The sequence below is a fragment of the Nostoc sp. DedQUE12b genome, assembly GCF_034530835.1.
GTDB lineage: Bacteria > Cyanobacteriota > Cyanobacteriia > Cyanobacteriales > Nostocaceae > Nostoc.
In genome coordinates, this window is the sequence record NZ_JAVRCI010000002.1 from 185,053 (window position 1) to 205,826 (window position 20,774).

The 20,774-nt window shown below is 45.6% G+C and carries 21 protein-coding genes; 13 read left to right on the top strand and 8 right to left on the bottom strand.

All coding sequences use genetic code 11. The features are described 5' to 3' along the window. Nucleotides 1–405 precede the first annotated feature (405 nt). Both RMY16_RS01710 and RMY16_RS01715 read left to right on the top strand, forming a co-directional pair. Nucleotides 406–1,635 (top strand): RNA-guided endonuclease InsQ/TnpB family protein, encoded by a 1,230-nt coding sequence (locus RMY16_RS01710; RefSeq protein ID WP_416211640.1) that lies wholly within the window; start codon nt 406–408, stop codon nt 1,633–1,635. Nucleotides 1,636–1,678: 43 nt separating this feature from the next. Further along, nucleotides 1,679–1,861, top strand: a complete 183-nt coding sequence (locus tag RMY16_RS01715; RefSeq protein ID WP_221704736.1) for a hypothetical protein — start codon at nt 1,679–1,681, stop codon at nt 1,859–1,861. 35 nt (nt 1,862–1,896) lie between these two features. Here the strand turns inward: RMY16_RS01715 and RMY16_RS01720 are convergent, their stop codons facing one another. From RMY16_RS01720 to RMY16_RS01730, 3 genes are all read right to left on the bottom strand, one after another. Further along, nucleotides 1,897–2,322: a VOC family protein gene (locus RMY16_RS01720; RefSeq protein WP_322734904.1), complete on the bottom strand. Its 426-nt coding sequence runs from the start codon at nt 2,320–2,322 to the stop codon at nt 1,897–1,899. Nucleotides 2,323–2,733: 411 nt separating this feature from the next. Beyond that, nucleotides 2,734–4,002 (bottom strand): RNA polymerase sigma factor, encoded by a 1,269-nt coding sequence (locus tag RMY16_RS01725; RefSeq protein ID WP_322734905.1) that lies wholly within the window; start codon nt 4,000–4,002, stop codon nt 2,734–2,736. 158 nt (nt 4,003–4,160) lie between these two features. After that, nucleotides 4,161–4,517 (bottom strand): hypothetical protein, encoded by a 357-nt coding sequence (locus RMY16_RS01730; RefSeq protein WP_322734906.1) that lies wholly within the window; start codon nt 4,515–4,517, stop codon nt 4,161–4,163. An 83-nt stretch (nt 4,518–4,600) separates the two neighbouring features. Here RMY16_RS01730 and RMY16_RS01735 point away from each other — a divergent pair, with 83 nt between their 5' ends. The 5 genes from RMY16_RS01735 to RMY16_RS01755 all read left to right on the top strand — a co-directional run bounded on the left by RMY16_RS01735 (nt 4,601) and on the right by RMY16_RS01755 (nt 7,058). After that, nucleotides 4,601–4,744, top strand: coding sequence for a YciI family protein (locus tag RMY16_RS01735; RefSeq protein ID WP_322734907.1), 144 nt, complete (start codon nt 4,601–4,603; stop codon nt 4,742–4,744). A 25-nt stretch (nt 4,745–4,769) separates the two neighbouring features. Next, complete coding sequence (locus RMY16_RS01740) at nt 4,770–5,267, top strand: VOC family protein (protein ID WP_322734908.1); 498 nt, start codon at nt 4,770–4,772, stop codon at nt 5,265–5,267. Nucleotides 5,268–5,484: 217 nt separating this feature from the next. Beyond that, entirely contained in the window at nt 5,485–5,916 is a 432-nt protein-coding gene (locus tag RMY16_RS01745; protein WP_322734909.1) for a YciI family protein, read from the top strand. Between the two features lie 84 nt (nt 5,917–6,000). After that, a complete protein-coding gene (locus RMY16_RS01750; RefSeq protein ID WP_322734910.1) occupies nt 6,001–6,429 on the top strand; it encodes a VOC family protein in 429 nt (142 codons plus the stop codon). Then, nucleotides 6,426–7,058: a glutathione S-transferase family protein gene (locus tag RMY16_RS01755; RefSeq protein ID WP_089131498.1), complete on the top strand. Its 633-nt coding sequence runs from the start codon at nt 6,426–6,428 to the stop codon at nt 7,056–7,058. The genes RMY16_RS01750 and RMY16_RS01755 overlap by 4 nt, the downstream gene beginning before the upstream one ends. On the opposite strand, the gene RMY16_RS01760 is transcribed toward RMY16_RS01755, so the two are convergent. Continuing rightward, entirely contained in the window at nt 7,043–7,195 is a 153-nt protein-coding gene (locus RMY16_RS01760; RefSeq protein ID WP_322734911.1) for a hypothetical protein, read from the bottom strand. The two genes, RMY16_RS01755 and RMY16_RS01760, sit on opposite strands and share 16 nt — an antisense overlap. A 48-nt stretch (nt 7,196–7,243) precedes the next feature. After that, nucleotides 7,244–7,483 carry a hypothetical protein gene (locus RMY16_RS01765; RefSeq protein WP_322734912.1) on the bottom strand — a complete coding sequence of 80 codons (240 nt, stop codon included), beginning with the start codon at nt 7,481–7,483 and terminating at the stop codon, nt 7,244–7,246. A 9-nt stretch (nt 7,484–7,492) separates the two neighbouring features. Between RMY16_RS01765 and drmD the strand changes: the two genes are divergently transcribed. Next, the gene (gene drmD, locus RMY16_RS01770; RefSeq protein ID WP_322734913.1) at nt 7,493–10,573 is read left to right on the top strand and encodes a DISARM system SNF2-like helicase DrmD; all 3,081 of its coding nucleotides are present in this window, start codon (nt 7,493–7,495) and stop codon (nt 10,571–10,573) included. 37 nt (nt 10,574–10,610) lie between these two features. On the opposite strand, the gene RMY16_RS01775 is transcribed toward drmD, so the two are convergent. Together RMY16_RS01775 and RMY16_RS01780 are read right to left on the bottom strand one after the other, a co-directional pair. After that, on the bottom strand, nt 10,611–11,147 hold the full coding sequence (locus RMY16_RS01775; protein WP_322734914.1) for a hypothetical protein: 537 nt from the start codon (nt 11,145–11,147) through the stop codon (nt 10,611–10,613). An 18-nt stretch (nt 11,148–11,165) separates the two neighbouring features. Continuing rightward, entirely contained in the window at nt 11,166–11,720 is a 555-nt protein-coding gene (locus tag RMY16_RS01780; RefSeq protein WP_322734962.1) for a GNAT family N-acetyltransferase, read from the bottom strand. A gap of 90 nt (nt 11,721–11,810) precedes the next feature. On the opposite strand from RMY16_RS01780, the gene RMY16_RS01785 reads away from it, so the two are divergent. The 3 genes from RMY16_RS01785 to RMY16_RS01795 are packed head-to-tail and all read left to right on the top strand — an operon-like array spanning nt 11,811 to nt 16,641. After that, nucleotides 11,811–15,851 carry an Eco57I restriction-modification methylase domain-containing protein gene (locus RMY16_RS01785; protein ID WP_322734915.1) on the top strand — a complete coding sequence of 1,347 codons (4,041 nt, stop codon included), beginning with the start codon at nt 11,811–11,813 and terminating at the stop codon, nt 15,849–15,851. 35 nt (nt 15,852–15,886) lie between these two features. Next, nucleotides 15,887–16,192: a DUF2281 domain-containing protein gene (locus tag RMY16_RS01790; RefSeq protein WP_102206001.1), complete on the top strand. Its 306-nt coding sequence runs from the start codon at nt 15,887–15,889 to the stop codon at nt 16,190–16,192. After that, the gene (locus RMY16_RS01795; protein ID WP_102206002.1) at nt 16,192–16,641 is read left to right on the top strand and encodes a type II toxin-antitoxin system VapC family toxin; all 450 of its coding nucleotides are present in this window, start codon (nt 16,192–16,194) and stop codon (nt 16,639–16,641) included. Before RMY16_RS01790 ends, RMY16_RS01795 begins: the two co-directional genes overlap by 1 nt. Nucleotides 16,642–16,654: 13 nt before the next feature. On the opposite strand, the gene RMY16_RS01800 is transcribed toward RMY16_RS01795, so the two are convergent. Then, nucleotides 16,655–16,774 (bottom strand): DUF4351 domain-containing protein, encoded by a 120-nt coding sequence (locus RMY16_RS01800; protein ID WP_322734916.1) that lies wholly within the window; start codon nt 16,772–16,774, stop codon nt 16,655–16,657. Between the two features lie 24 nt (nt 16,775–16,798). Between RMY16_RS01800 and RMY16_RS01805 the strand changes: the two genes are divergently transcribed. Both RMY16_RS01805 and drmA read left to right on the top strand, forming a co-directional pair. Next, nucleotides 16,799–17,176, top strand: coding sequence for a hypothetical protein (locus tag RMY16_RS01805; RefSeq protein WP_322734917.1), 378 nt, complete (start codon nt 16,799–16,801; stop codon nt 17,174–17,176). 184 nt (nt 17,177–17,360) lie between these two features. Beyond that, on the top strand, nt 17,361–20,756 hold the full coding sequence (gene drmA, locus RMY16_RS01810) for a DISARM system helicase DrmA (RefSeq protein ID WP_322734918.1): 3,396 nt from the start codon (nt 17,361–17,363) through the stop codon (nt 20,754–20,756). Nucleotides 20,757–20,774: the final 18 nt, after the last annotated feature.

Below are 20,774 nucleotides of genomic sequence, written 5' to 3' on the forward strand. Positions count from 1 at the left end.
GTTGAGTGCATAGTTGACCACTGCGATCAGCTACGCTGGGCGGTTACGCCATCGCTCCTCAGTAAATACTGCTGTATCAAGAGTCGGCAGTCGCGTCATTATCAGTGGTAGAGTATTTAGAAGCAATAAAATAATTATTTTTGCTTGGTAATTAATTAGATTTTGCTACGGGATTATGAGAATACTACACAGCAATTTGCTCCCAGCTAGAATTCTCCTCAAGAATATCTATTTCATCAAGAGAAAGTATTTTAGGTTGCATTTGTTGTAGGTCACGCAGTACCATTTCGGTATCCTCAGCATTAAACTTATAATACTCAGTTAAACTGCCGATAGGATAATTTAAGCACTGATGATATTATATTGATGGTTGAGGTGAGACTTGTGTTCGCGGAGCGTCACGGAGTGAGGACAGCATATCAATACAAGCTACGACCAACAGCAAAACAAGCCATTGAGATAGACAGATGGCTGTCTATGTTATGCGCTCAGTATAATTTTTTGTTGGCTGATAGATTTGATTGGCACGAGCGCAATCGCTCACCAATTAATGCTTGCCCTCTTGTGTGCCACATACCAGAGTTACGCGACAATCCAGACTATTATTCACAAAAGAAAACGCTACCGCAGCTTAAAAAAACTCATCCTTGGTATGGCGAAATTTACTCGCAGGTACTACAAGATATAGTTAAACGAGTGAAGACAACGTTTGACCGTTTTTTAAAAGGTGATAGCAATGGCAAACGAAGTGGACGACCTCGGTTTAAATCACGCGACCGTTATCGCACATTTACATATCCACAGATAAAGGATGGGTGTTTACAAGGCAGTCTAATCACCTTGCCGATGTTTGGTATAGTCAAGGTGATTCTGCATCGCCCAATACCTGATGGGTTTAAAATTAAAACCGCATCTGTCACTAAAAAAGCTGATGGCTATTATTTAAGTTTAAGCCTTGAAGATACGACAATCCCAACGATTAAACCCGATTTTAATCCAAATTCAATCACGGGTATCGACCTCGGTTTAAAAGAATTATTGACAACTTCCGATGGTGATGTTGTCTCAATCCCTCAGCATTACCGTAAATCTCAGAAGCGATTGCGGGTCATTCAAAAACGTATCTCACGCCGTAAAAAGGGAAGTAGTCGCTGCAAAAAAGCTATTAAGCAAGTTGCTAAACAACATAAAAAAGTAGCTGATAAGCGTAAAGACTTTCACTTTAAAACTGCCAATAATCTACTGAAAAAATATGATGTCGTAGTTCATGAAGATTTAAACGTCAAAGGTCTTTCTCGGTCTATGCTAGCTAAATCTGTGTATGATGCTGGATGGTCAAGCTTCTTGTCGATACTGACAACCAAAGCCGAAAATGCTGGGTTGTTGGTAATTGCAGTGAATCCATCAGGTACGTCACAGGATTGTTCTAAATGTGGGGTGAAAGTTCCTAAAAAGTTGCATGAAAGATGGCACGACTGCCCTAATTGTAAATGCAGTCTTGATCGCGATCATAATGCAGCGTTGAATATAAAAAATAGAGCGGTAGGGCATTCCGTTCTTAAAGCTCATCGAGTATCCGAAGCAATAGCTGGATTTGGTGAGAAGCCTACACTGTACTGTACTCAGTCAGTGTAGGAGTATGTCACTAGGTTGAGATTGCCCAAATCCCTTTGCACACATGGCACTGCCTCAAAATTTACGTGCTGGAAGACGCGATTTTAACAGAATTAGTGGGGCGATGAGCAGGAGCCGGGAGTACATTTATTTCGCAACACTGCCCGGTAAAACCGTTTGCTGGCAGCAACATCAGCAACCCGTAGATGAACATGGTCAATCAGGCGACCTCGATGGAATTCCATAGTGTTATCTTGCCTCTAAAAATGAGTCATTCTCTGGTCAAGCATTGTTCTGGTTGAGTTGCTGCTCAAGCTGCTCATCCCAGAAGGCGGCTTCTATTTTGTGTCCATCTGGATCGCGCACAAAGCAGCCGTAATACGGCTCACTATAGTCGGGTCTACCACCGGGGGCACCATCGTCTTTGCCTCCTGCCGCTAATGCTGCCTCATGGAAGGCGTGGACTGCTTCTTTTGTAGGAGCAATAAAACCAATGTGAGTTCCATTGCCAACGGTTGCAGGTTGCCCGTCGAAGGGAGTTCCCACCCAAAATTCGGGATACTGTTTGCCATAGGCGATCGCCCCCGGATGCTCCATAAATCGCTTACAGCCCAATGTTGGCAACACAGCATCATAGAAGGCGATCGCTCGTTCAAAATCATTAGTACCAATTGAAACGTGCGAGAGAATGCTGGGATTGTTATCCATGTCGGAATCCTCTATCAGTTGATGTGGATGTGCTAGAGAGCCGATCGGTGATTTGCTGCACCCTAACACAACTTGATGAAACGATTGGATTATAACAGTACTTTAGTACTAAGCCGACTTGTCTTCTTTTGCCTTTTGTTAAGTTACAAGTTCACCCTGTTAGAAGATTTTTCATTTCTTTTCAACAAGAAAGGCAGAGGGCAGAAGGCAGGAGGCAGAAGGAATACTATTTTCGCCCTCTGCCCGTGACCAGACCGAACTTGGGTCTGAGTCCCCCACCATAATCTCTGATTTGGTGGCCAAGAATTGAGCGGGGTTAAAGCCCCGTTCAAATTCTTCCCTTCTGCCCTCTGCCTCCTGCCTTCTTTACCGGCATCATGGATGCCTGGCGCTTTAAACTGTTGTAAACCCTTAGCCGGACTGAATGTTAGGTTTAACTTCGCGCAACCGACGTTCCAGAAAACGACGCTCACTGTCATTTGTCACTAATTTTAGTGCCCGTGTATAGCTCTGGGTCGCTTCCTCTAATGCTCCAACACGCCGGAATAAATCTGCACGGGTGGCATGAAAGAGATGATAGCTGTCCAGTTCTGGAGCAAGGCGATCAATCAGTCCAAATGCGGCTTGAGGACTGTCTGCCATTGCGATCGCCACTGCTCGGTTCAAGGCCACAATGGGTGAGGGCTGCAAGCGTTCCAACACCTCATAGAGCCGCACGATCTGCGCCCAGTCTGTTTCTTCGGCGCGGGTTGCCTGACAATGGAGGGCTGCGATCGCCGCTTGCAGGGCATACACTCCGGTTCCAAAGAGCAACGCTTCCTCTACCAGAGGTAACGCCTCAGCAATCTGTAGATGGTTCCAACGACTGCGATCCTGATCTTCTAGCAAAATCAAATTGCCTGCCTCATCTAGACGCGCATTGCGCCGCGAATCGTGCAATAACATCAGCGCCACCAGTGCTGTGACTTCAGATGGGGGTTGGGGTGCCAGCAATTGCCGCACCAGTTGCCCCAAGCGAATCGCTTTGATGCAGAGGTCAGCCCGCACGATCGCATCTCCTTTGGTTGCGGCATAGCCTTCGTTGAAGATGAGATAGATGACTGTCAGGACTGCCTCTATCCGGGGAGCGAGATCAGTCGTCTCAGGTACTTTGTAAGGAATGCCTGCGTCTCGAATTTTGCGTTTAGCACGAACTAACCGCTGTGCCATTGTTGCAGTCGGTATAAGAAAGGCGCGGGCAATTTCGTCGGTTTCCAGTCCACCCAACATTCGGAGGGTCAACGCTACTTGAGTTTCCGTTGCCAGTGCTGGGTGACAGCAGGTAAAGATTAATCGCAGGCGATCGTCTCCAATTTCATCACTGTCATAGGTTGGTTCTTCAGTGGATGGAATTAAGCCAGATGCCGCATACCACTCCAGTTTTTCGGTCAGTTTCGTGCGTCGTCGGAGGCGATCAATCGCCTTGTACCGAGCAGTTCGGATAATCCAGGCACGGGGACGATCGGGAATACCGTCGCTTTCCCACTGATTCACTGCCGCTGTAAATGCTGCCTGTGCAGCTTCTTCAGCTACATCAAAATCTTTGACCAGCCGAATCAGAATAGCAACAATGCGCCCCCATTCAGTTCGATAAAGGGCAGCAATTGCTTGAGCCACATCTGTTTTTGGGGTTGAAGCCATACCTTTGACAAAAAGACTTGAAGAAGAATTCAGAAGTCAGAATTCAGGAGTCAGAATCAATGTTCGTTGGGGATTCAGACCCCAACCAATTGTAGACACCGTCCAGACGATAGCGCCGGCGGCAAGCGACGCAGGAACGTCTGGGGTTTTAAACCCGTTTATTCATCCACCAGTCGCACAGAATTCAATTCTGAATTCTGGCTCCTGACTCCTGAATTCTGTTTGATAAAGAATTTTGGGCAAGGTGTCGATTTGAGCAATTGCCGTTCGACTAACTGATAAAGGGAGATAAGTTCAATTGTACTAGACAAAATTTTTGCACTCAGGTGTCGATTTGGACAATTCCCGTTCGACTTAATCACAAAGGAGGCAACCAAATGAAATATTTGCTGCTGATTTATATGGACGAAAACGCCATGAGCGACACCGAGCGGGAGCATTGCTATGGGGAATCTGCCCAACTCGCCCAGAACTTGCATACTCAAGGACAATTTCTGGCGACGGCTCCACTTCATCCTGTTGCAACCGCAACTAGTGTCCAAGTCCGTGATGGCAAATCACTTGTACCGATGGACCATTTGCCGAAACCCGCGAACAATTGGGTGGATTCTTCCTCATTAATGCTCAGGATTTGGATGAAGCCATTGCGATCGCCACCCGCATCCCAGGTGCAAAAGTCGGCACCGTCGAAATCCGTCCTGTCATCGAAGTTGCGGGACTACCAAGCCCTGACCGTCCTTAACCGCTTGAACTCAAGGAGAACCCTCATGCAAAACAATTCCAAAATCACTCCCTGTTTATGGTTTGATGATCAAGCCGAAGCTGCCGCTCAGTTTTATACGTCGATTTTTCGCAATTCCAAAATTGTCCACGTCAGTCGATACGTAGACGCTGGACAGGAAATTCACGGAAAACCAGCCGGAGCCGTCATGACTGTCAGCTTTGAACTTGATGGTCAGCCGTTCACAGCACTCAACGGTGGTTCGACCTTCAAATTTAACGAGGCGATTTCCTTCCAAATCTTTTGCGATACGCAGGCGGACGTGGACGATTACTGGCAAAAATTGTCTGCCGGTGGGGATGAAACCGCACAGCAATGCGGCTGGCTCAAAGACAAATACGGCGTCTCCTGGCAAATTATTCCTCGCATTCTGATTGAGTTACTCAACCTCCCCGACGCGGCAACCTCTCAAAAAGTGACCACTACCATGCTGCAAATGAAGAAGATCGAGATTGATGAACTCAAGCGTGTCGCTGCTGATTAGCGGTTCCTTCGGAGTTGCGCCTTGTGCTAATCAGCACACCCAACCCAATACTTGTATGGGGAAAAGGGGAAGGGGAAAGGGGAAAGAAAAAACCTTTAACCTTTAACCTTTACCCTTTTCCCCAAACCCAATGCCGAGTTGAAATGCACAAAGCGTGCAGTATTGACACCCAACCCCTCGCAATCTAACTCAAAACCATTCAACAGGAGATTTCACAATGAAAGTCATGGTCTTTGTCAAAGCAACCCAAGACTCCGAAACTGGGGTCATGCCGAGCGAACAGCTTTTAACTGAAATGGGGCAGTACAACGAAGAATTAGCCAGGGCAGGTATCTTGCTCGCCGCTGAGGGGTTTCATCCTAGCTCAAAAGGGGTGCGAGTTCACTTTTCAGGAAGCGATCGCACCGTCACCCAGGGACCTTTCACTCCAGCGCAGGAGCTAGTGGCAGGGTACTGGCTGTGGCAGGTGAACTCAATGGAAGAGGCAGTTGCTTGGGTAAAGCGCTGCCCTAACCCTATGCCAGGAGACTCCGAGATTGAGATTCGTCCCGTATTCGAGGCAGAGGATTTTGGTGAAGTCCTGACACCCGCCTTAAGGGAGCAGTCAGACCGCATTCGCGCTCAACTTGAAACGCAGCAGCAAGAGTAACGTCATCAGCAACCGCGCAAATGATGTTCATGTGCGAACGATCCGCTCATCAAAACGCAGAATCGATTACAAAAGGAGAAATCAATGCAACTCAATTCTTACCTGATGTTCAACGGCAACTGTGAGGCAGCGTTCAAGTTCTATGAACAATGTCTGGGTGGGAAAATAACTATGATGATGACACACAAAAAAGCACCTTCTGCAGAAAATGTCTCACCGGAATGGCAGGACAAAATCATGCACGCTTGCCTTGAACTAGATGATCGCCTCCTGATGGGATCTGACTGCCCACCAGGATACTTTGAAACCCCGCAAGGTTTCTACGTACAAATTAGCGTTCCTGAAATCGCTGAGGCAGAACGGCTTTTTCACGCTCTAGCAGAAAACGGCAAGGTGAAGATGGCGATCGCGCAAACGTTCTGGTCATCCCGCTTTGGCATGTTGACCGATCAGTTTGGGACACCGTGGATGATCAACTGCGAACAAATGCACATCACTGAGGTTGATTCATGAAACTCTATGAATTTGCTCCCACACGATCAATTCGGGTTCGTTGGGTTCTCCAGGAACTTGGGGTGGAATTTGAAGCAATCTCCATCAACATGCAGGCAGGTGAACACCGTACACCCGATTTTCTCACCATCAATCCCACTGGCAAGCTCCCTGTACTCATCGATGGCGAACATATCATCACTGAATCCGTAGCCATTGCTTTGTACCTCGGTGAGAAGTACCCAGAATCTAACCTGGTACCTACAGACTTGCTTCTGCGAGCACAGCTTTATCGTTGGCTCCTCTTTACTGCCACCGAATTGGAACAGCCGCTATGGCGTATCGCTCGCCACACGTTTATATACCCAGAAGAGTTGAGATTGCCTGCTGAAATACCTCTGGCTCGGCAAGACTTCACCAGTATGGCTGTCGTTTTAGAGAACCATCTGTTGGATCGGCAGTTTGTAGTGGGTGAACACGTCACAGTGGCTGATTTTGTGCTTGCTTACACACTGGATTGGGCGAACGAAGTTCAGCTACTCGCCACTTTCCCCACGCTGGTGGACTACATGGAACGAATGTACAAACGACCAAAGGCATCTGGGCGAATCGCAGCTGCACTTGCAAGTCTCAATCAGACCTCACAATGATTCGTGATCTGATCAGCCGTTTGGGTATCAGCCAGAGTGAAGTCTGGTAGATATTGTTTTACAGAGACATCCAGGACATCCAGGTTAATTTTTCCAGCTTCTACCAATTGCAGCGCTGCGATCGCTTCTAGACGCAATCATTGTCTAGCAAAAGCCAAGTCACTTCAACGATATCATCAAAGCTGTCAATCTCCTGAACAGTCTTCTTCATCTACCCAATCTTCATCCCAGAGAAGTTCATTGTAAACCTTAGTTGCTTGAGATATTTTTAGGTTGTGAGCTGCTGTCACACAATTTCTTGGTTGCCAGCCAATGAGGGCATATCTTCCATGTAAATGTCTGACAGCATCTTTGCAGTCATTAATTACTGGAATATCTTCTTTGATGTATTTCCGCAATTGGACTCCTAAACGAATTGCCTCCATTTCATAATTTTGAAAGTAGGGTTCTTCAACATCAGGTGTAGAACGAATTGGGATTTAGTTGCCAGCCGAGGATTTGACGATGCACGGCTGTTTTCTGCCTACCTGCACACACTGCGTTGGAACTGCGTCACTTCCATAGACCCAAAATTATTTCAGGCACCTTACAGGGCCGGGATTGAGGTGAAAGCTTATCAGCTAGAGCCACTACGTAAAGCCTTACTGATGCCTAGAGTAGCTCTGTTTATTGCCGATGATGTTGGTTTGGGCAAAACCATTGAAGCTGGGCTGATCCTCCGCGAAATGTTGATGCGCCAAAAAGTGAGGCGCGTTGTCATTTCCTGTCCGCCATCGGTGGTACGACAATGGCGGGATGAAATGGAGAGCCGATTTGGACTCACTTTTATGATTTTTGACCGAGAGTTTGTCGCCTCTCGTCGCCAAGAACGCGGCTATGGAATTAACCCTTGGACAACGCACAACCGCTTTATTATTTCTCATGCGCTACTCCGAGATGAAACCTATGCTGCACCATTACGTGATTGGTTGGGTGATTTTTCTGCTGCATCAATGCTGATACTTGATGAGGCTCATAACGCCGCCCCAGCAAGTGGTGCCAAATATGCTGTTGATTCTCAACTGACACAAACTGTTCGTAACTTAGCTCGTCGGTTTGAGCATAAGCTGTTTCTGTCTGCCACTCCTCACAACGGCCACTCTAACAGCTTTGCCGCACTACTAGAAATTCTTGACCCACAACGGTTTTGTCGAGGCGTACCTGTTCGCAACCCAAAACTCCTTGATACTGTGATGGTAAGGCGTTTAAAACGCGACCTACGGGAAATAGGAGAAGATTTTCCTAATCGCCAGGTTATCCCCATAGTTATTGATGGGCTACCTGCAAATGCCCCAGAGTTAAAGCTGTCTCGATTGTTACAAGAGTATCGCCAACTACGTGAGGAACGGTTAAAAGATACATCCAAATCCACTCAGAAGTCAGCGATGCTTGTTGTCACCTCTCTGCAAAAACGCCTACTCTCCTCTATCGAAGCATTTGCCAGAACTTTAAAGGTGCATCGTACTGCAATTGAAAAGCAAGCTGCTTCTACTCCTAATACAACTAAATTGTCACGTAATTTACCGCTACTGTGGGAACCTCCAGGTGCTGATGATGACCGCGCTGAACTTGATGAAATGGAAGTACAGGCGGAAGAAGATGCTCAGATGATGGCAGCAAGTAGTCAACCTACAACCTCTGCGCTTACAGCCCGCGAACTAGAATTACTAGAAGAAATGTCGGAGACTGCAAATGCGGCACGTTATCAACCAGACCCCCGCATCAAAGAACTAGAAAATTGGATTCGCAGCAATCTTTGTCCCAATTTGGGCGAGGCAGGGGCTACTTGGAATGACCGCCGAGTAATTATATTTACTGAATATACAGATACAAAACGCTACCTCCAACAGCAATTAGAAGCGTTGATTGCAGGCTCAGACCGTGAACATCAACGCATCGATGTATTTCACGGTGGTATGGGCGAAGAACGCCGAGAAGCAATCAAATTCGCTTTTAATACCGACCCATCTCGCCATCCTCTGCGTATCCTCATTGCTACCGATGCAGCGCGGGAGGGGGTAAACCTACAAAATAACTGCGCTGACCTGTTTCACTTTGACGTACCGTGGAACCCTAGCCGCATGGAACAGCGCAACGGGCGGATTGACAGAAAACTGCAACGATCGCCTATTGTTCGCTGTTATTATTTTGCATTGCCACAGCGAGCCGAAGACCGGGTACTAGATATCTTAATTAAAAAGACGGCAACCATACAAAAAGAACTGGGTAGCCTTTCCCCAGTGGTAGAGAAGAATTTATCAAGATTGCTGGAAGGGGGTATTCGCCATGAAGAAGCAAATTCAATTGCTGAGGTGATTAAAAAAGTAGACCAGTCTGAGACTCAAGTGATCGCTTTCTCCCAAGTAGTTGATGAAGAATTGGAGGAAATTAGACTTCAAAAAGAGCAATTGGTTAACCAAGTGGCACAACTTCAAGAAATGCTCAAAACTTCGCAGGACTGGTTGGGACTCGATGACCGCCATTTTCGGGATGCTATTTCCGCTTCTTTGGAAATTTTGGGAGTAAATTCGCTCGCACCTGTGGATGCTAATGAGGCGGCTAATGACCCTACTACTGCGCGTTGGATAGTACCATCTCTCGACCAACGCTTGGGAGCAGATCCCACCTGGGCTACTACTCTTGATACCTTAAGAATACCGCGAAAACACGGTCAAAAACCTTGGGAATGGCGACGGGAGGCTCCTATTCGTCCGGTAATTTTCCGTGATCCTGGTACGTTGGATGGTGATGTAGTTCACTTGCATTTGGAACACCGGGTAGTGCAGCGGTTATTGGGACGCTTTTTATCGCAAGGTTTTACACACCATGAATTAACTCGTGCTTGCGTCTGTCTCACGGATGAACCTTTACCTAAAGTGTTAATTTTAGGACGCTTATCTTTATATGGCGATCGCGCCACTAGATTACATGATGAAGTAATTGCTGTGGCTGCGGAGTGGTCAGACCCAGTAACTAGAGGGCGTAAAAAGTTACAAGCTTTACCAGAAGGACAAAAGGATGATGTTTTAGCTTTACTGGAAAATTCCTTGGCTTCTCCCCGGTTGCGAGAGGTTCCTGCATCAGTTAGACAACGCTTATGTCAAGCTACATCTGAGGATGTGGGAGAGTTGACACCACATTTGCATAAACGTGCAGAGGTGCTAGCTGAACGCGCCAAGAAAAAGCTGACAGCACGGGGACAAAAGGAAGCTGAGGAAATGAAGAAGATTTTAGAGGAACAACGCGATCGCATTCTCAAAACTAAACAAGAAACCGAACAACCCCTACAGCTTTCGTTATTTGCTGAAGAAGAGTTGCGTCAGTTAGAAGCAGACCGTCGCCATTGGGATAAGCGACTAAATATGCTAGCCGAAGAGTTGGTGCGCGAACCAGCGCGAATTGAAGCAATTTATGAAGTGAAGGCGGTACGCGTTGAACCTGTAGGTATAGTTTATTTGTATCCAGTTAGCGGTTAGTTGTTAATTTGCAGTAATTGATTCTTAAATCTATGACTTATGCTGAAATTTTTTCAACAGAAACTTGATACATAATTCGCTCTTTTAACGAATCTGCTGCAACTGCTGCAATAGTTTCCCAATCTTCTTGTTTCAACAACACCGCAAGCAATTCGCGTAGTATCTCTCGATTAGAGATAAACTCTTCGCCATAAAGTTCATCTGTTCCCAAAACAACGAGTAGGTGTTCTCTTACTTCTGGTGTAGGTAGTCTTAATCTTTGAAGTAATCTATCTCTTGCAGTTTTTACCGCAATTTTTGTAGCTGTTCCTAAATTCCAATTATTCAGCAGCAACCGCACTTCTCTATTAAGAGAAATACGTAATGTTGTTAAACGTCCTAAAAGTTCAAAGTTAAGCATGAGGTCGCCAAATCCAGAACCCCAATCCAAGCCAGCACCAATGTTCCCACCTACTTTATCTTCTGCTTCAACAGCTTTTCTCAACCATTTTTCATCAAACAATAAATCCATCGGATTTACTGCATTTTCTTGATTAAAAGTGCTTTGAATATAATTAGGTTCTTCCTGATTCATTAACTTCACCTCGCTACCTTATTCAGAAGAACGGCGAACTCCATACTCAAAATAAACCAAGTCTTCGTAATCTTCATCCTCTCCCAAATCAATCATCCCTTGATTATCATAAAATTCTTCTGCTCCTGGTAGCGAATGTAACCCTACTCTACCCTCGTAACCTAGTTCGATACTGCGGTTTCTGGCAAATGCTAAGAGTGCAGTACCAACGCCTTTTAATTTGGGCGGACGTTGAATAAATTCCCGATTCCAAGGCGCAGAAGCAATTCCATCAATGTATACTAACCGTTTACCCTCACTGATACGCGAACCGTGCATTTGAGTTTCAATCAGCATTAACCCTTGAGTTTCGCCTTCGTACTCAATTGCATAGCCTTCGCGGTTTGGTTGTCTGTGAATAACGAACTGAAGTTTAAACTCCCAGTCCCAAAATTTATCTTCTTGTCCGTACAATCTTAATTGTTCTTTCCACTCTGAGGCATAATCATTGACGTGCTTTTGCACTAATTCTACTAAATCTGCTTCCACGGTCATGCTATCTTGACCGCGAATTAGTTGTATTTTTGTTCGCATCGCACCAATATCGTGTGCATTAGCAGATTTTGATGTTATCAGATTAAGTAAACAAACTGTACCAGACTCAAAGACCGCAAAGGAGAAACGATGGCGATTGACCCAGAAATCACGAGACATAAAGAGTGGTTGGGTTTTCTCCAGCCTGTAGGGTTGGTAGTATCTCCCCCGGCGTTGGTGAAGGCGCAGGCGGTGGTCAACCGCAATATTGTAGATTTGCAACAATCATTGCTGGCTGCGGTTGATGAGGATGGCTATATTGCTGATTTTCCGGCTTTTGTGGTAAATGTATTAAGCTGGGCTGATAGTGACCTTGTTAAACCATCACTAGAATACGAGATAGCTTTAACTGATTACAGCGAAATTCTTGCGCCTACCTATATTGTGCCTGACCCGGATAGCGACAAGCCGCAGATTTTGGTGCAAATAATTTCTTCTGGTACTGACTTGGATGTAGTCGCACCAGAATTAACTAAGTCTAGCAGTGGTTGGCACGCCAGCCCCCAAGCTAAGTTTGAGCGGTTGTTACGGGAGACGCAAATACCCATAGGTTTGTTGTGTAATGGTGGGTTGCTGCGTTTAGTGTATGCGCCACGGGGCGAGTCTTCTGGACATTTGACTTTTCCAGTACAGGCGATGTGTGAGGTGTCTGGACGGCTGATTTTGGGGGCGATGGAAATGCTGCTGTCGGCATTTCGTGTGTTTAGTGCCACTACAGGCCGTCGTTTACAAAATTTGTTGGAAGATAGCCGTAAGTACCAAGCAGAAGTTTCTACAACCTTGGCTAACCAAGTACTAGATGCTTTGTGGGAACTGCTGCGTGGGTTTCAGATGGCGGATGCGGCTGTTGATGGTAAGCTCTTAAGTGAAATTGCTGCCACAAATCCGCAACACATTTATGGTGGATTAATCACTACACTGATGCGGCTGGTGTTTTTGCTCTACGCTGAGGACGAAGGGTTAATGCCACCAGACGATGTTTACCAGCGTAACTATTCTGTATCTGGATTGTATGAACGGCTACGAGAAGACGCGGGGAATTACCCTGATACGATGGATCAGCGTTATGGGGCGTGGGTGTGGCTGTTGAGTTTGTTTCGATTGGTTTATGACGGCGGCGGACAAACACCAGAGTATTTACCAGCAAGGCATGGTCAGCTTTTTGACCCGGATGAGTATGCGTTTTTGGAAGGTCGCTCACGCGGTAGTAAGTTTGTCAAGGCTCAACCAATCGAGCCTCCGCGAATTCCCGATGGTGTAGTGTATCGTTTGTTAGAAAAATTACTAATTTTAGAAGGGGAGCGCCTGTCTTATCGGGCGTTAGATGTGGAGCAAATTGGCTCGGTGTATGAGGGCATTATGGGTTTTGCTGTGGAACGGGCAGAAAGTCCGAGTATTGGAGTTTACAGCAAGCCCAAGGGATCAAAGGTTTCTACCACGGTGGTAGTAGATGTGACGGCGATTTTGGCAGCAAAGTCAGCTGACCGTCAGAAGTTACTGAAGGAATGGGCAAATTGTGAGGTATCAGGGAATGTCCTCAAGGAACTGAAGGCGGCGCAGACGTTAGAAGATGTAGTGATTGCACTAGGTCGGAAGGTATCGCGGCAAACACCTAATTTGTTGCCTGTGGGTTCGCTGTACTTGCAGCCAGGGGAAGAACGCAGGCGTTCTGGTTCGCATTATACGCCCAGGCCACTCACTAAACCGATTGTGGAAACAACGCTGCGTCCGGTGTTGGAAGCGTTGGGAGAAAAACCGACTGCGGAACAGATTTTATCTTTGAAAGTTTGTGATTTGGCGATGGGTTCTGGTGCGTTTTTGGTAGAAACCTGTCGTCAATTGGCTGAGAAGGTGGTGGAAGCGTGGGAACGCGAGGAAAACGATACCCGCCTGGGAATTAGCGATCGCAACCAGAATGCGATAATTGATAGCGATCGCAATCAGAATACGATAATTGATAACGATCGCAACCAGAATGCGACGATTAGCAATTCTGGCAAAGAAGAACCTTTATTAATTGCGCGTCGCTTGGTGGCGCAACGGTGTTTATATGGCGTGGATAAAAACCCGTTTGCGGTGAATTTGGCGAAGTTATCTTTATGGTTGGTGACGCTGGCGAAGGATTTACCGTTTACATTTCTTGACCATGCGCTCAAGTGTGGAGATTCGCTGGTAGGGTTGAGGAAAGAGCAGATTGGGTCTTTTGGGAAGGATGCAACTGACGATTTACCGCTATTTGTATATTTGAAAGAGCAACTTGACCGTGCGCGTTCTTATCGGGCGGAAATTCAGGCGTTGGATACCCGCAGTGATGCTGATGATGACCAAAAGCGGGATTATCTATATAAGGTAGAGCAAGAATTGCACCAAGCGCGGTTAACGGGGGATGTGAGAATTGCGGCGTTTTTTGAGGGAAGTAATAAGAAGCAGCGAGAGGAGAGGGAAGCTGAGATTGCAGAATTGGTGAAGAAATGGCGATATCACCAAGCTGATACTGAAGGTTTGGAAGAAATTGCTAGCAGGTTGCGGAGTGGAGACAAGGGGATTATTCCGTTTAACTGGGATATTGAGTTTCCAGAGGTTTTTGATAGGGAGAATTCGGGGTTTGATGCAATTATTGGGAATCCGCCGTTTGCGGGGAAGAATACAACAATTAATGCTCATGCACCCGGTTATCAAGATTGGTTAAAGGAAGTTTACCCAGAGTCTCACGGGAATTCTGATATTGTGGCGTTTTTCTTCCGTCGTGCTTTTGAGATATTGCGAGAAGGTGGAACGTTTGGACTAATTGCTACAAATACTATTGCTCAAGGTGATACTCGTAGTACCGGGCTACGTTGGATTTGTCAGAATAAAGGCACAATTTATAATGCTCAAAAGCGGTTGAAGTGGCCTGGACTTGCGGCGGTAATTGTGAGTGTGGTTAATGTTTTTAAAGGAATTTATAAAGGATTAAAACTTTTAAATGGGCGAGAGGTTTCCCTGATTTCTGCGTTTCTGTTTCATGCAGGGGGAAACGAAGATATAGCATTACTATTAGAAAACAAAGATATAGGTTTTGTTGGAAGCTACATACTAGGTACAGGTTTCACTTTTGATGACTCAAATCCCGATGCTACTCCAATCGCAGAAATGCAAAGTTTAATTGAAAAAGATTCAAGAAATCATGAACGCATTTTTCCTTACATTGGAGGTTACGAGGTCAATAGCAGCCCAATTCATAATCATAGCCGTTATGTGATCAATTTTGGTGATATGAGTGAAGCTGAGGTTCAAACCTATCCTGACTTGATGAAGATTATTGAGGCAAAAGTTAAAGGAACTCGTGCAAGTCATTCAACATCAGCTTGGTGGAAGTTTGAGCGACCACGAGGAGAACTGTATAAAGCAATTACCGGATTAGATAGGGTATTGGTTTGCGGACAAACAAGTAAATACAGAACATTTACATTCTTAAAAACTAACTATGTATTTGACCAAAAGTTAATTGTATTTGCTCTACCGTTATTTTCATCTTTTGCTATATTACACTCCCGAATACATGAAATGTGGGCATTATTTTTTGGGTCAACTATGAAAGATGACCCTGTATATACGCCTTCTGACTGCTTTGAAACCTTCCCCTTCCCTGAAAACTGGGAAACTAACCCCACCCTAGAAGCAGTAGGCAAAGAATACTACGAATACCGTGCCGCCTTAATGGTTCGCAATAACCAGGGACTAACCGACACCTACAACCGCTTCCACGACCCAGAAGAACGCGACGCTGATATCCTAAAATTACGCTTACTGCACGCCGCAATGGATAAAGCCGTCCTCGAAGCTTACGGCTGGAGTGACATCCCCACCGACTGCACCTTCCTGCTAGACTACGACGATGAAAACGAAGAAGAACAAACCAGCAACGGACGACAGCGAAAAAAACCTTGGCGCTACCGTTGGACAGAAGAAGTGCATGATGAAGTTTTAGCACGCCTACTCGACCTTAACCAAGAGCGAGCAAACATGGAAATTCTCGGCGGGAAAGCAGCACAAAAGAAAACCAAGGAGAAAGCTAGTAAAAAGAAAGCTAGTAAAGCACGTAAAATTAAAGAAGATGCGCCAATAATACCAGGGTTAAATTTGGAGTGATTTGAAATTAAATGGTCTAAATACAAGGAAAGATAATGACAATTAAAGAACAGATTACACAAGAACTAGAAAAATTACCTGAGCCTCTATTGCAGGAAATTTTAGATTTTGTACAATTTTTGCAAACTAAACAGCAACAACGGATATTATCACCAGAACAACCACAGCTAGAACAAAACCCAAACGATAATTCTCAAACATCATACCGTCCGGCTTCTGGACGTTCTCTTCTCAGACACGCAGGGACATGGGCTGGTGATGATTTTGAAGAATGCCTTCAGTCAGTTTATGCTACTCGTGGTAAAGCTAAATTTGATTATGAATCTAATCCTTTTGAATAATGTACTTACTTGATACAAACCATTGCAGCGCAATTATATTGGGCGAAACTAATGTAATTCGTCGCATTAGTGAAGTTGGGGAATCTAATATTTTTACTTGTGTGATTGTACAGGGAGAACTTCGCTACATGATGGAGAGATCCCAACAAAAAGAAACTAACATAGCGCGATTAATAGAATTTCTTGAAGATATTTCTATTTACCGAATAGATGAATATACTGCTGATTTATACGGACAACTCAAAACGGATTTATTCAATCAATTTGCGCCCAAAGAAAAAAGCAAGCGGAGAAAAACTAAAATAACTGATTTAGGTTTTGGTGAAAATGACTTGTGGATTGCAGCGATTGCTCTACAACATAATCTTACCATCGTCTCAGCCGATAGCGATTTTCAGCGTATTAAAGAAGTAAAAACATTATCTGTTGAATCGTGGTTGACAAGTTGAAAAATTGATGAAATTAATTACTTTCATTCTGGTTTAACCAAGCTACTAAATCAGATATTTCTGAAAAGTCTAGTAGTGCTTCTGCTAAATCATCTATCTTTTCAACAGATAGCACTCGAATTCTATCAATCAATGATGAATCTATGTCATTAAATTTATGGTTCAACGTATTGAGGAAATCCTGGGTACTACAATTAGTGAATATACGCCTAATGCAATTAAGTTTCACGGCTTATCATTGGAATCATTGGAACAGATCGTTAAAGAGGGTTACACTACAACATCTGCAAGTTTTAACGCGGCTCCATCCGTAGGTTTATTTATCGAATTTGGACAGCGCTGCCAAGAAAAAGGGTTAATAGTAAATTTTGATGGAGTAGCATTTACCAACGCAGAAAACTCCAATTTAGTTGTTGATGCGATTACAGTTATCGGTGTGGAAGACTTAGATTTTGTTGGTGAATTTGTTCAATTTGTTTGGGGATGCGATGAGCTAGAGATAAATTCTCAAAAGTTATATGCTTGGTGGGATTAGGTAATAATCAGCACATCAGCCTATTTTTAGGGGATAAGTTTAATTTTGACGTGACCATTGAACTCAAATGATTTCTACGATTTTAAACAAAAGTATTATTTGACACTTTTAACTACTTCGGGCAACATAAGATAAACAGTTAATTGCTTGTTATATCTTTCAAGGGAGTAAACAGCGATACACTATGCCCAATACTCCTGCCGAAGTGCGTTCATGTCTCATTGATGCCCTACAACTTGACTTAGTGGGGCCTACACCCAATGATATCGCCCACGTTGACGAAATTATCGACCAAGCTCCATCTAAGTGGTATCTCACAGGTTTTTTAGTGCCTTATGAAGCTTCGGTAGAACAGCGTTCAGAAGATATAGGTAACGATGACATCGACGAGATTTCTCAAGTCAACGCTGGCGATGATGAAAAGCAACCCGAAAGTGCCTCCGCCCGGAGAGCATTTTTTCCCTCTTCAATGGGTTTAAGTATTCTTGTACCAGCAACCGCCAAGGAAATAAGTGTTACTGTTCACTGGGGCGATTACTGTCCAGTTGATGAAGAGAATGAAGAAAATCAGGAAGACTCTAAAAACCAACTCCAGTTACCCCGGCTGTGGCAAAGAACCCCCGGACAAGCAGAATTAACCGTTCCTCTCCATGTAAGTAATGCACCCAAACATTGGGAAATTCCTGGTAGTCATGGTTTGAGACTAGTTACCTCAGTACGTCCCGTAACTGCGGCAGAGTTGGTTCCTGCTGGGACTCGTTCCGCATCCGTGTTCCTGGTGAACTATCGCCCTCCAGCCGCCAACCCATACAGCGATATCGCCTTCGCCTTCCAAACTTGCCTCATCATCCGCACTCCTTATTCTCTCGTCTCCCGTCCCAACCTGCGCGGACGACACGGTGATGATTGGGATGAGAAGGTAGCAGATTTACAGTATCGAGATGATTATGAATATGCGGTGGGACATAACGTTTCAGCTGTCGCCATCACCAACGATGACGCTACTTGTCAAGAAGTCCGCACTGCTTGGATGCCCATTGCTGATGTAGAAAAGGTAGTAGCCGCCCAGGTTCCAGGCGTAGAACTGGGGATGGAAGCACTCGCCGCCGCACCCACAGTCGAAACTCTGCGAAATATGATGTCTGGGATGGTTGATGCTTATGGGGTGTGGATTGAAGGACAAAAGGTAAAGTTTCCTAATGACCCAGAACGAATTGAAGTTGCTAACGACTTACTAGACCGGGCAACCAGGGTAAACAAACGCATCGCCGCCGGACTGCAAGCACTGGATGACCCCAATATATTAGAAGCATTTCGGATTGCAAATCGAGCGATCGCCATTGCTATTCGTCAGCGTTCTACCCACAATACAGATATTACCCCAGAATCTGTCAAGCCTCCGGCATGGCGACCGTTTCAGCTGGCGTTTTTGTTAATGAACTTGGTTGGTATCGCCCATCCCGAACACCCTGACCGAGAATTAGTAGACTTGCTGTTTTTCCCCACAGGCGGTGGTAAAACCGAAGCTTACTTAGGTCTAGCAGCATTCGCAATGGTACTGCGCCGCCTGCGAAATCCCACGATAAATGCAGCTGGCGTAAGTGTCTTGATGCGTTATACCCTGCGCCTGCTTACCCTCGACCAATTAAGCCGTGCTGCTACTCTTGTCTGCGCTTTAGAGCTAGAAAGACAAAAAGATACACAAAAATTAGGCCCCTGGCCCTTTGAAATTGGGCTGTGGGTGGGACAAACCGCCACTCCCAACCGGATGGGAAAAAAAGGCGATAACGATGAATACACTGCCCGCGCCCGTACTATTGCCTTTCAAAATGACACCCGCAAACCTTCACCCATCCCTTTAGAAAACTGTCCTTGGTGCGGTAAACGGTTTACCTCTGACTCCTTCCAGTTACTCCCAGATTCCCATCAGCCAAAGTCACTACAAATTACTTGTATTAACCGCAAATGCAAATTTACCCGCAATCAATCCTTGCCCATCGTCGCAGTAGATGAACCAATTTACCAACGATTACCCAGCTTTATTATCGCCACCGTCGATAAATTCGCCAATCTCCCTTGGGTAGGAGAAACTGGAGCATTATTTGGACTGGTAGACCGTTATGACAAAGATGGTTTTTACGGGCCCGCCCATCCCGGTCGCGGTCAAGCACTTGCTGGTCATTTACCAGCCCCAGACCTGATTATTCAAGACGAGTTGCACCTGATTTCCGGCCCTTTGGGAACAATGGTAGGGTTGTATGAAACCGCCATTGACGAACTATGCAGCCGACAAATTAACGGTAAAAAATTACGCCCCAAAATTATTGCATCCACCGCAACAGTACGGAGAGCTAGCAAACAAATTCGAGCGCTATTTGGTCGAGATGCTGTAGATATTTTCCCACCTCCAGGCCCCGATCGCCGCGATTCGTTTTTCGCCAAAACAGTGCCAGCAAGCATCAGTAACGCCCGTACCTACGTGGGAATTGCAGCGCAGGGACGAAGCTTAAAAGTGGTACTATTACGAACTTACTTAGCATTACTGGGTGCAGCACAGAAACATTATCAAGCAGCAGGAGGGGCAAAAAATCTTGATAACCCCGCAGACCCTTACATGACCCTGCTGGGATATTTTAACTCCCTACGCGAACTAGGTGGTAGTCGCCGCATCGTTGAAGATGAAGTCAACTCTCGTCTAGCAAGGTATAGCCTCAGAAAGCGAGTCAACGAAACTGAAGGTTTATTTGCCGACCGTCAAATTGCCTACGAACCGGCGGAACTGACTTCCCGCGTTAGTACTAACGTTGTTGCTGAAATAAAAAGCTACTTGGCACTGCTATTCCACGAGAAGAAGCATATCGATGTAGCTTTAGCAACGAATATGATATCCGTGGGTTTGGATATCACCCGTCTAGGGTTGATGGTTGTGTTGGGTCAACCGAAAACAGCATCCGAGTATATTCAATCTACTAGTCGGGTAGGACGGGATGAAAATCGCCCTGGTTTGGTGATTACATTATTAAATATACATCGACCACGCGATCGCTCTCACTATGAACGCTTCCCAGCTTGGCATACCAGCTTTTATCGTTCTGTAGAAGCAACTAGCGTCACCCCATTTTCACCTCGTGCCATTGACAGGGGTATCGCCGCTATCACCGTCGCCTTGGCGCGTTTAGGACATCCTGGCATGACTGCACCACCCCGCGCTATCGATATTTTACAACATCGGCAGGATTTAGAATATGTTGTCGATGCCATTAGCGATCGCGCAGAAATGCACGATAAAGAACTTGATGCTGTGGAAGCCGAAGCACTACGTCAAAAAGTTCGCGGACGGGTGAAAGATTTACTGGACACTTGGGAACGCATCGCCAGTCAAAAAATTAGCTTGCAATACCAACAAGAAGTAGGACAAGCACCGCCATTATTATTTGACCCCCTTGACCCAGAACTTGAAAAGCAACCAATGGAAGCACGCAAGTTCAAAGCACAACGCAGCCTGCGGGATGTGGAACCAACAGTAAACTTGTGGGTTTGTAACCCTGATGGTTTTGAGGTTGAGGAGGACGAGAAATGAAAACGAACCGCCAAGACG